Annotated in this window: 5 protein-coding genes; 3 read left to right on the forward strand and 2 right to left on the reverse strand. The window is 57.5% G+C overall.

What is annotated here, in order from left to right:
• The first annotated feature begins 231 nt into the window (after positions 1-231).
• A complete protein-coding gene (locus tag M4NBBH2_RS10100; protein WP_170135153.1) occupies positions 232-3,657 on the forward strand; it encodes an autotransporter outer membrane beta-barrel domain-containing protein in 3,426 nt (1,141 codons plus the stop codon).
• A 489-nt stretch (positions 3,658-4,146) separates the two neighbouring features.
• Entirely contained in the window at positions 4,147-7,686 is a 3,540-nt protein-coding gene (locus M4NBBH2_RS10105) for an autotransporter outer membrane beta-barrel domain-containing protein (protein WP_116270854.1), read from the forward strand.
• Between the two features lie 462 nt (positions 7,687-8,148).
• On the opposite strand, the gene M4NBBH2_RS10110 is transcribed toward M4NBBH2_RS10105, so the two are convergent.
• A complete protein-coding gene (locus M4NBBH2_RS10110) occupies positions 8,149-9,354 on the reverse strand; it encodes a M20 metallopeptidase family protein (RefSeq protein ID WP_116270855.1) in 1,206 nt (401 codons plus the stop codon).
• Between the two features lie 1,028 nt (positions 9,355-10,382).
• A complete protein-coding gene (locus M4NBBH2_RS10115) occupies positions 10,383-11,867 on the reverse strand; it encodes an aminotransferase-like domain-containing protein (protein ID WP_116270856.1) in 1,485 nt (494 codons plus the stop codon).
• A gap of 127 nt (positions 11,868-11,994) precedes the next feature.
• Here M4NBBH2_RS10115 and M4NBBH2_RS10120 point away from each other — a divergent pair, with 127 nt between their 5' ends.
• The gene (locus tag M4NBBH2_RS10120) at positions 11,995-12,591 is read left to right on the forward strand and encodes a pyridoxamine 5'-phosphate oxidase family protein (RefSeq protein WP_116270857.1); all 597 of its coding nucleotides are present in this window, start codon (positions 11,995-11,997) and stop codon (positions 12,589-12,591) included.
• Positions 12,592-12,751: the final 160 nt, after the last annotated feature.

The raw sequence follows: 12,751 nt of genomic DNA on the forward strand, positions 1-12,751 counted from the left end.
AATAATTGCATAACCAGAAATTAAAGGGAATAATGTAATTAAGAAGCTGTTATTTACCTATTCTTAACGCTTTACCGATTTGTGATGAAAGAGCCGGATTCAGTTGACAGCTCTTTATCAATGGATCCGGTTGGTTAACAAAAGTGTCGAATCAAGAAAAGCGCTCCCGGTAAGAACAGAAACCCCTGACCGCGCCGGAAAATCAGCGGGCAAATGAAGAGTGAGGACATTATGAGAAAAAGAGCATTCAGCATCACTCGGAAAACCATCACGGTGGCAGTCGCTGCCGCGCTCCTCTCGATCTCCGCCGGGGCTGATACGCTGAAGCCAGAGCGGATCACGGCGTCGATGTCGAATCCCGCGGACGATGTCATCGTGACGTATGAAGACATCACAGAGGGGATCGACGCGGATGGCAAGGACCCCGATCTCAGTTTTATCTATGTCCCGGTGCAGCCGGAATCTGGCACTCCGATTACATTGACACTCAAGTCCCTTACCGTTGATAACCAGACCACCGCGGGCTGGGTGCCGGTAAATAACCTGCCGGTTCACATCATTGATAACGGCGATGGAACGAGCACCACCACGGCGAGCTCCGGCCTTTACCGGAAGAACGGCGCTGGCATCGCGACAAACACCGATGCCGGGATCACGCTTGATATCGCGGGGGATCTCACGGTGAACGCCCGGACCACCGCGATCGCCGCGACAGCGGGTTCCTCCATCACCGGAACCATCGGCGGGAACCTCACGGTGACGTCTAAGGATACAGGGATTGCCGTGACGGAAGCCACCCTCGGGGACGGTACGACTCAGAACCTCAATCTCGCCATCACAGGCCCCAGCTCCTCGATCAAAACGGCGGGGACCGGGATTCTGGTCTCGGGCGACAAATACACCGTCACGATCTCGGGCGACACGTCGCTCACGATTACCTCTGACGCTGGCAGCGCCGCGGTTTCAGAGGATCGGGGAAACTTCGATATCAAACTCGGAAACGCTGCGACGCTCTCGCTTCTCAGCAGCGCTTCTCTCCCCACCGTGTCGTACGAAGAGAGTGATTCTTATCCAACCTCGGATTACAACTACTTCCAGGCGGGCGACGTGAAGGTTGAGAATACCGGAGGCGGTTCCGCTGTGACTCAGCGCATCAGTTTCACGCCGGTGTTCTATGGCAATAACTCCGTCACGATCGTGAACAATTCCGCGGAAAACGCGACGATTGAGATCGGGGCCGCTGAGTCTGACCCGGAAGACCACGACCGCGCCATGTCCGTCCGGTCTGACAGCGGCCCGGTCATCATCACGAATAATGATCCTGACGGCTACGCGATCCGGGGGCAGCATAGCGGCAACATCTTCGTTCAGATGTATGGCGCGAAAGCTCCCGTCCAGATCACCGGGAATATTGAAATCTCGGATAAGGGCCAGATTACGGCGGTCGTGAATAACGGCGGTTTTATCCACGCGGATAAGATCGATATCGAAACCTCAATGGCGGATATTTCGTTCTGGGGAAATGCCGAAATGTCGTCCCGGGACGGCGGAAAGACAGAGGCGACCGCGGACGGCGCGGGCACCTTGATGGGCCTTCAGGCCTATGAGCAGTCGACCGCCAAGGCGGACGTGACATCGATAAACGGCGGCTGGACGAATGTCTACGTGATGGGCGATTCCGACTGGACGGGTGACGTCCTTGCGACCGGAAGCGCGGTGTATTACAGCACGGAGAGTCCCTCCACCGTCTATCTGGTTGTGACCGGCACGAGCACTTATACTGGAAACGCGGCCGCGGAGGCGGGCGGGGATATCGCGCTCGGTGCGGGGGATGACGCCCGGATTACCGGGGATATCACGTCTGACGGCGTCAGTTCGCTGGATGCGGAAAAAAAGAGCACCGCGCGGATTCTCGCGTATGGAACCTCGGAAGTCACGGGGGACATCACCGCGAGGAACAGCGGAACGGCTTCTCTCACGCTGAATGACACCGGAACAAAATTCACAGGTGACCTCATCAGTCAAAGCGGCGGCTCAATCACCGGGACTTCTGCCGGCACCTGGACCGGGTCGTCCTCGGTTTCAGGCGGCACGATTGACTTCACGATGACGGACCCCGCCTCGGTCTGGAATGTCACCGGGAATTCGGAACTCACGACGCTCACTCAAAACTCAGGCACCATCAATTTCCCGGCCGCCCCCGCGAAATCCTTTACGGGCACCACGGTGACCGTGGACGGGAATTATTCGTCTGACGGCGGTTCGATCAACATGAATACGGTGTTCACGGGCGACAGCTCACCCACCGATAAACTCGTGATCAAGGGGAACTCCGAAGGAACCGCCACAATCACCTTTAACCGCATCACCGGGTGGGGCGCTCAGACGGTGGAAGGGATCAAAGTGGTGGAGGTGGATGGGACATCCGACGCTGTCTTCACGAAGCCGGAATCAAACCGCCTTGTCGCCGGTCCCTATCTCTATGAACTGAAGAAAGTCGGAAACGACTGGTACCTCACGAGTCAGCGGGACCCGGAGTCGCACATCGTCCTCCCGAAGGCGGATGATGATCCCGAACCGACCCCGGATCCGGGGACTGAGGATCCGGATCCGACGCCCACACCGGCTGAGGAGCTCCCTGAAATTCTGCCGCCAGCGGATCCAGGGGACGTGACGGCTCACAACGTGAAGCCGGAACTCGGAAGCTACGCCGCGAATATGCTCGCCGCGAACACGCTTTTCACGATGTCGCTCGCGGACCGGCTCGGCGAAACCCGGTATTCGGATGCCCTGAAAGACCAGAAGCATTCCGGCAATATCTGGATCCGGACGGCGGGCGGTAAGAGCCGCTCGGAGATGGCGGATCAGCAGCTCACGAACCGCGGTGACTGGGGTCTCGTGCAGGTCGGGGGCGACGTCGTCAACTGGCCGGGAGCCGGAAATCACCGGTTCCACGCCGGTCTCATGATGGGGTACGCGCATCAGAACGCGAAGACCCGCTCCTCCGCGATCGGAACCACGTCAAAAGGCAAAATCTCAGGGTACTCGGCCGGCCTCTACGCGACCTATATGAATGCCGCACCCGCCGGAACCGGACCGTATGCCGACACGTGGCTGCAGTTCCAGAAGTTTAAGAATAAGGTCGATCCGAGTAACAGCGCCGAGGAGTCCTATGACTCGAAGGGCTTCACCGGGTCGATTGAGGCGGGCTACACGTTTGGATTGAATGACTGGGTGAGCGAAGACGGGACACAGAACGCCGCGCGTCTGAGACTCGAAGCCCAGGTGATCCGGATGGGCGTGCGGGCTGACCGCCACGTGGATATCGAGAACTTCACGGTGGACGGCACCGGGGCCGGGAACGTGAGAACCCGGGTCGGCGCGACAGTCTATAACCAATTGACGAACGAAAAGACCGGATTCGCGCTCAAACCCTTCGCGACCTTCAGCTGGTACCACGACACGAAAACCTTTGGTGTCACGTACGACGGGGTGAAGGACCGGATCGAAGGAAACCGGAACTTCGGCGAAGTGAAGCTCGGGTTCGAAGGACGGCTCAATAAACACGTGAACCTCTGGGGCGCGGCCGCGTACCAGCAGGGGAAGCAGGGCTTCCGGCACCTCGGAGCCTTTATCGGGGCGAAAGTCCTCTTCTGATGTTTGAAACCTGACGCGCGTTTCAGGACTTTTGTAAAGAGAAAAAAAGAACACCGCGGGGTATGCAACAAATCCTTGCGGTGTTTTTTTCGATACAGGTCAACAGAACGAAAACGTGGCTGAATTGTTGCCTTTTTGTCTTCAACTTGTCAGAGTTGTACCTTAAAAGCAACAACTTTCTGCTTTTTTGGCTCAGAAAACGATAAATAAGTTACAAAAACGAATCCATTTGCTAGTATGAAATCAGGATTTGTAATCTTTACGCAATTTTTACGCTTTTAAGCGATTTCCAGAAGCCAGCGTGTCAAAAGAAAAAACGGCGGGGTTCCATTCGAACCCCCTGGGATCCCTAAAAAGCAGGGGGCGGCATCCACCCGGGCGGGTCACCGGAATTCCGGGCGTCCCACCTGGCCTTACCCCCCAGACGCAGAACGGCATCCGTCCCAGGGACAGAACGGATGACCGGCATTGATATAAGGAGAAATTGCCATGACAGAGCAGAAACCGAGCTTCAGAAGACAGTCCATTACGCTAGCGGTCGCGGCCGCGGTCTTCGCGCTCTCAGGTACCGCGTGGGGCGCGGACTATAACCGGATCACGACAACAATCGAGGATTCGTCGGTCGACGCCTCGGTGACCTATACGGAGGTCACCTCCCCGGTTAACGCGGGGACCGCGACACCGGATCTCACATTCCACTATGTGCCGGTGCAGCCGGAAGCGAACTCCCCGATCACCCTGACGCTCAATTCCCTTACCGTGACGAACGAAACCACGGCTGGGGATGTCACGGTAAACACTCAGGTTCAGGATCCCGCGTATCCTGAGGATCCGACAAAATTACTGGATCAGACAGCGACGTATTCAAAAAACGGGAACGGCATCGCGACGAACACCGGGGCCGGCATTACGCTGGAGCTGACCGAGGGACTTACGGTTACCACGCGCGACACCGCGGTGAGCGCGGCGGATGCCGCGACGATCTCCGGACGGCTCGGAGGCGATCTCGCCCTGACGTCAAGCGAGGGGAACGCGATTTCGGCGACAGAATCCACCGCTGGCGCGAATACCGCCCAGGCCGTGAATTTCACGCTGAACGGCGGAACAGCAACGATTGAAACCCAAGGAGACGCGATTTACGCGTCGGGTTTCAATAGCAGCGTGAGCCTCTCAGGGGCGTCCGACTATGTGATTACATCGGCCACCGGCAGCGCGCTCCGCTCGGAGAACGGCGCGACCATCTCGGTCCGCGGAACAGGATCGGATACCGATGGTCTCGTCGCGCATGGCAGCATTACGCTTAAAAGCGGCGGTTCCGCAGCTACCGTTGATGTCGGTCCCACAGCGGATCTTAATCTTCCTAACTACCGCCCGAATACCCGAACCGATATCTGGGCTGACACGGTGACGATTGAGAATACCGGCACCGGCTCCGCGATCGAGAACCACAGAAGCGGGGATCTCCTCACGGTATCCGCGACCGATAAAACCGGAACGGGGATAACACTTCGGAATAACTCAGCAGACAACGCCACCATCATCAGCGGGCTCCCTGATGAGCAGAAAGGTCTTGAAGACGCGCATACGGCGGGGATTCATATCATCACTTACGGCGCGCCGCTGACGATCGAAAATCAGAACGCCTCGGGTAACGCGATTCTCCTGAAAAACAGGGGGTCACTCCTGATTCAGATGGATCATGGGGTTCCCGCCCAGATAACCGGCAATATCACCGTGGATCAGGGATCGAACATCTGCCTCATTGTCGGCTCTGACGGCTTTATTCACACCGATAAACTGACTCTCACCGCCGGCTCAATGTCCGATATCGCGACCTTTGGTACCTCCACGTGGTCTGACCGGGCGGGAACCGGGAAGACTCAGGCGACGGCGGATGGAGTCGGGTCCCTTCTCTCGATGCAGGCCTGGGAAAACTCCACGATCAACGCGGATGCCGTGCTCTCTGGCGGCGCAGCCGGCGGCTTCCACGCGGAAGATAACGGCATCCGGAATGGTGACACGACACTCACCGGAGAATCCGGGAGCGGTGCCGATCGGTATCCCACACAGTCTTACACCTATGTGAACGGGAACGGTCAGGTGAATGGCAATCAGTACGCCTATCTGGGCGCCAAGAGCACGATTTACGTCCAGGGCAGCGGCAGCCTTACGGGCAACGTGGTGTCGGACGGCGTGGGTACGGCGGACGGTTCCCCTACAGAAACGACATTCATGGCCATGGATAACGGGACTGTCACGGGTGACCTCACCGCGTCAAACGGCGGCAAGATGATGGCCGGCGCAATGCAGAGCGCCGTGGAAACCGGTAACGTCGTCGCGACGTCGGGCGGCCAGATAACTTATTACCTCTATGGGATGGATACCCGGATCCCGACTCTGAACGGTGACCTTGTGTCTGAAGACAGCGGCTCGATCACGGCCTCAATGAATGGTATCTGGAACGGCGCGTCGACCGTCTCCGGCGGCACGACCGATGTCACATTCATGGACGCGAACGCGGTATGGAATGTCACACGCGACTCTGAGCTCACGAATTTCACCCAGGGCGCGGGCACTGTGAATTACCCGACCGCTGACGCGAAGTCCTTTACCGGCACCACGATTACCGTGGACGGGAACTATTCCGCGGACGGCGGCTCACTCAATATGAGCACCGTACTCACGGGCGACACGTCACCTCACGATAAACTCGTTGTGAAGGGCGACACTTCCGGCACAGCGAGCATCACGTTCACCCGCGTGACCGGCTGGGGCGCTCAGACGATTGAGGGCATCAAGGTGGTCGAGGTGGATGGGACATCCGACGCCGTCTTCACGAAGCCTGACTCCAACCGCCTCACCGCCGGCGCTTATGTCTACGACCTGAAGAAAGTGGGGAACGACTGGTATCTCACGAGTCAGCGTGACCCGAACGCGTCGACGATCATCCTTCCGAAAACGAATGACGATCCGGCTCCGACTCCCGATCCTGATAATGGAGATGACCTCCCGGACGTCCTTCCGTCTGTTGACCCGGGCGACATCACGGCTCATAACGTGAAACCGGAACTCGGCAGCTACGCCGCGAATATGCTCGCGTCGAACACGCTTTTCACGATGTCGCTCAATGACCGGCTCGGTGAAACCCGGTACTCGGACGCCCTGAAGAGCCAGAAGCACTCCGGAAACGTCTGGATCCGGATGGCGGGCGGCAAGTCCCACACCGAAATGGCGGATGATCAGCTCACGAACCGCGGCGACTGGGGTCTCGTGCAGGTTGGCGGCGATGTCGTCTCCTGGGCGGGTTCGGGTGACCACCGGTTCCACGTCGGTCTCATGATGGGTTACGCCCACCAGAACGAGAAGACCCGCTCCTCCGCGATCGGGTCGACGTCCAAAGGCAAGGTCTCCGGTTACTCCGCCGGCCTCTACGCGACCTACATGAACGCCGCTCCCGCGGCAACCGGTCCCTACGTCGACACGTGGCTCCTGTGGCAGAAGTTTAAGAATAAGGTGGATCCGAGTAACAGCGTCGAAGAGTCTTACGACTCCAAGGGCTTCACCGGGTCGATTGAAGCCGGTTACACGTTTGGTCTGAAGGACTGGGTGAGCGCGGATGGCACGAAGAATGCCGCCCGACTCCAGCTCCAGGCTCAGGTGATCCGCATGGGTGTCCGGGCTGATCAGCATATCGACGCCGAGAACTTCACGGTGGCCGGTACGGGTGCCGGGAATATCCGGACCCGCGTGGGTGCCACGGTCTACCACCTCTTCACGAACGAGAAGACGGGCCGCGCGGTGAAACCCTTTATTGGTCTCAACTGGTACCACGACACGAAGACCTTTGGGGTGACGTACGACGGTATCCACGATCGGATCCAAGGGAACCGGAACTTCGGCGAATTGAAGCTCGGGGTCGAAGGGAAGCTTTCGAAACACGTGAACCTCTGGGGCGCTGCCGCGTACCAGCAGGGCAGTCACAGCTTCCGGAACCTCGGGGCCTTCATTGGAGCGAAGGTGCTCTTCTGATAGGCTAGTGACGTGAGGTTCCTTCCCTTCCGGGCGGGAACCTCAGGGGATCTGAAGAAAATGCCGCGGGTTTGAAACCTGCGGCATTTTTTATGTTGATTCAGCGGGTTAAGTAACCGAACTTCAAGCAGCTTCCGAAATAAAAAGAAGCCACCGATCAGTGGTTCACACTATCCATTTCAGAAGCTGCATCTGAAACCGATTCCAGAAACCGCTTCCTTATCCTCCCCGCTAAAACGGAAAAAGCTTGCGTTAAAGCAAAAGTGCCGCCTCTCAGAAGGGGAATATTGTCCGGGCGGTCTGAAACAGCAACAGACAGAAATCGATCTTTACGCGGGTGAACACAGCGCGGAAGCCACTCCGGCTACGCTCAGTCACACAAACGATCAAAGACTCTCATTCGCAGCAAGGGATCTCGAAGAACTTCCTCCATCGGTTCTTCGGGATTCTGTTTTTATCGGGTTACTTCGAGAGCGCCTCGAGACGCGACTTCGCGAGCGCGGCGAAGAGCGTCACCGCGGCGGGGAGCACTTCGTCATTGAAGTCAAAAGTCGGGTTATGGAGGGTCGCCGTGTGATTGTCATCCCGGATCCCGACCCGCATCATGAGCCCCGGCACCTTCTGCTGATAAAGCGAAAAGTCTTCCGCGCCCATGATGAGCTGAAGGTCGGTCTTCACGTGATCCGGACCGAAGAGGACGGTCGCGGTCTCAACGCACGCCGCAGTCAGTTTCGGATCATTGATCACCGGCGGAATCAGTTCCCGGTATTCGACTTCGGCTTCGAGGTCGTTGGCTTCCGCGATTCCCTTCGCGGTTTTCGGGAGCTTCTCCTTGATGAGTGCCCGGACTTCGGGGTTAAAGGTGCGCACCGTGCCGCTCATCGTGAGGACACCGGGAACGACATTCGTGAGTTCGTACTTCCCGGCGTTGAGGGAGCAGATACTGATCACCGCGGGGTCCGCCGGGTTGATACGGCGGGAAATAATCGTCTGGACATCCGACACAATCTGGCAGCCCACCGGGATGGGGTCGAGCCCCTGATGCGGCCGGCCGCCATGCGTCCCTTTCCCGATCACCTTAATAAAGAAATTGTCAGACGACGCCTGAAGCGGACCTGACTTCATCCCGAAAACGCCTTTCGGGAGCGCCGGCTCATCGTGCGCCCCAAGGATCTCCTGGATCCCGTACTTCTCAAAGACCCCGGACGCGACAACGGCTTTCGCGCCTTCCGCGATTTCTTCCGCGGGCTGGAAGATCCCGATCACGGTGCCGGGGAAGTCGCGATGGAGGTGGAGGTAGCGCAGTGCCCCCATGAGCCACGTCTGATGACCGTCGTGACCGCAGGTGTGGGCGAGACCCGGTTTCAGGCTCTTCCAGGGGTTCACACTCTGATCATCCATTTTGAGCGCGTCGATATCGGCCCGAAGTCCGATCACCGCGCCGGGGCGGTTCCCCTCAATCCGCACAACGACACCGTTTCGCACGAGCCGGTCATCGATATCGGTCAGTCCCCATCCCTTCAGGATCCGCACGATCCGGGCCGCCGTTTCCGCGGTCTCAAGCCCCGGCTCCGGATGCTGGTGAATTTCGTGACGGATCGCGGTGAGTTCATCCGCCCACCCGGCCACTTCGGGGTACACCCGGTCTTTCAAGACGATATCAGCCATGGATCAATGCTCCTTAAAGGGATCAAAACGAATTTTTGTGTCCCTATATTAGACGCTTAGCCGGCAATCGAGTGAGGAAACAATGAGCGCTTCGGTTCTGACGCTCTTCCGGATTCGGGGAACGGCACGCCGAAGTTCGGAGACCCCCGTCGGGCCGGGCTTTTGGGACTTTGTACCTACTTATAAATATTATCGGTTTCCCTCATAGGTTCACATCTGACTTATGGAAAATTTCCGAAGGAAGATAGCGAAAAGCGTGACTTATTGGAGAAGGTTGCTGTCTGACAGTCCCTTTTTATCAGGACACAATAATCAGCGCTATTCAGCCATCTCTTGATTAATAAAAGGATTTCATACGCGAATTGAACAGATTTGTAGACGAGAATGCAATTTTTGTCATTTTTTACCAATAAATCTGTCAGCTGTTTTTTGCTAAGGACTTTTACTTAACTTTTAAAGACAGATTTAATTTCAGAATTGATGTGACTCAGAAATGGATATCCGATCTACAGCAAAAATCGCTATACTTTCGGAAAAATTAGGTCTTATTTTTCATTTGTGCTACTGAAGTCAGAAAGTTCAGCTGAATGGAAGACATAACTTAATTCACAACTGATTGATTCTGGTTGATTGTTTTACGTAAACCGGCTTCCGGCTCTGTCAGTTGGCACTGGATTCATTGATTGACTTGCTTGACCCCCGCTCCTCTCAAGCGCGGACTGAATAGCTGTACCCAACCAGTCTCCTCGTTCAGTTCTGTCTTTGTCCGTCTGCCTTTCGAGATTCTTGCCCATCGGAAAGGGCAGAGGGCAAAGGCAAGCTTCTTCTCTATGTGTAATTCCCGCCGGGTCGGAGAGGATCCTGGCAGGAGTTGATGGCGCGATCGGGGGTTTTACTTTCATGGCTCGCGCCATCACTTTAAACCCTGCTCAGTTTCGGCCGAGCAGGGTCTTTTTTTTCGCGCGGCCCGTTGGAGAACAAAGCCGGATCCGGTTCCCGCATCCCCGAAAGGGGTATTGGCGGCCCTCTCAGGCTTTTTTCCGGAGGGCAAGGGACGTGAGCACCTCACGGACCCGGTCAAGCGCCGGGAGCACGGTTTCAGGCGGATAGGCGTAGCCAAAGAGAAACCCATTCATCGGACGCGCCGGATCCGAAATCACGCTGAGTGTACACACGAAAATCCCGGATTTCTCAAGGATCGCGGCGGCCTCGGTATCCCGGAACGCGGGGTCCAGGAGAAACACCGCGTGCTTTCCGCTTTTTGTTTCTGAAAACTCCCCGAAGGGCGACAGCCGTTTCCCGGCAGCCTCCATAAAAAACCGGTACCGCTCCCGGTAGCGGCGGGCGAGTTTCCTCACGTGGCTGTCCCAGGCTCCGCTGCGGATATATTCCGAGAGCACCGCCTGCAGGTTCTCGGGATTATGGCGGTCCGTGAGGAGCTTCGCTCCCGCGAAAGCGTCTGAAACCTCATGCGGGACCGCGGCAAAACCGATCCTGACCCCCGGAAAAACCGTGGTTGAGAAGCTCGCGAGAAAAATAGTGCAGCTTTCAGCTCCCGCAATGCTCCGGCTCGGGGCGGACACCGATTCCGAGACCCGAAGGAAACTGTTGTAGTCATCCTCAATAATCCAGCCACCGGTCTTCAGGGCCCAGCTGAGGAGCGCTGCCCGGCGGTCCGATGACAGTTCAAACCCCAGCGGATACTGGCAGGCGGAGGTCACATAGACACCGGCCGCGTTTCCGGCGGCTTCCACTTCGGATGTGAGGATCCCATCCGTATCCACCGGGATTTTCTTCACGCGGCAGCCCCGGAAGGCGAGCACGTCGGACACGAGTTTCAGCCCTGGAGACTCTACGCACACGGTGTCACCTGCGGAGAATAGAATCTGCGACGCGATCGACGCGGTCTGAACGGAACCCGTCGTGATAATGATGTCGTCTGGATCCGCGGCGATCCCGCGAAGCCGCCTCAGAAGATCAGAGAGTGTCTCCCGAAGAGGGCCGTACCCGCGGGGGTCCGAGTACCCAGTGTGACGCCAGGTCATCCGGGCGAGCTGCGCGGAAAGCCGGGTCCAGACGGGATCCGGGTCGCTCGCCATCCCGGTCGCGATACCGACGAACGGTGCCGGGTTCGAGAAAGCGGGGGAGTAGTCGCGGAGAGCGGCCGCAGCGAGCGCCGCGGTTTCAGATGAATGCCGCGGACCAAGAGGAAACGGTGCCGGATCAGACGTCTTCGGAACAGGGCGGACGTCCGGCAGCCGGTCCACCACAAAACCGGATCTGGGGATCGATTTCAGATAGCCCTCATCCGCGAGGTCATCAAAGACGCGCTTCACCGTGTCCGGCGAAACCGATAGCAGTCGCGCGAGTTTCCGGATCCCGGGGAGCCGGGTACCGGGCGTCAGGATGCCGGCCTCAATCTGGCGCGTCAGTTCCCGCCTGATCTGCTGATACTTCGGGGCGGGATCCACGGGGTCGATCGAAAGCGCCGGAATCACAATAGGTTTAGCCATGCGTCAGGAGTAATCAAAAAGACTGAGGGGGTCAGAAACCGCAAATCTGTATGGATTCAATTCTAAAACGCATCCATACAATTTTCTCCATACAACAACCAAAGCAGTAACCAAGGAGAAATCTCAAATGACAAAAATCAATCGGCGTTCCGCCCTGATGCTGGGCGCGGCTCTCATTCCGGCGATGAGTTTCGCGGACGAAATGACAGGCAGCACGGATGGCCCGATGTCCCGGAAGCCTGAGCGTCAGCTCACAAAGGACGAAGCGCTCTTCATCATCAATCACACCGAACACGCGGTTCTCAGCATGGCGGATAAAGCTGACTACCCGTACGGGATCCCGGTGACGCCGATTTATCTCGATGGAAAGATTTATTTCCACGGCTCAAATAAGGGCCGGAAGGGAAAGGATCTCGAGCAGAACCCGAACGTATCGCTCTGCTGGATCGGGGGGCACGAAGTGGCGAAGGGTGAATTCGCGATCAATTACGCGAGCGCCATTGTGACGGGGAAAGCGCATCTCGTGACCGATCCCGAGAAGAAGACCCACGTTCTCATGAGCATCGTTCACCGCATGGATCCGAGCGTCCCGGATAAGGATGCCCAGAACTACATCAAGGCCGGCATGGGCCGCGTCTCGGTGTGGGAAGTGGATATCGATAAGATTTCAGGCAAAGCCCGGAATAAGCAGGTGTATTTCGGGAAGTTCCCGAAGAAGGCCTGACTGGTTTCACTGGCACCGGGGCGTCTCTCTCCTCAATAACAACCATCCCCCGGTGTCATCTCCCTCTCTGTTTTCTCATTTGCCGGACCGGCCACCGCGGGTCCGGATTTTTTTTGTCGGCCGACAAAAATGCCGGGGTGCCCCGCGCTGGAGCACCCCG

This window comes from Mesosutterella multiformis, assembly GCF_003402575.1.
In the GTDB taxonomy this organism is placed as follows: Bacteria; Pseudomonadota; Gammaproteobacteria; order Burkholderiales; family Burkholderiaceae_F; genus Mesosutterella; species Mesosutterella multiformis.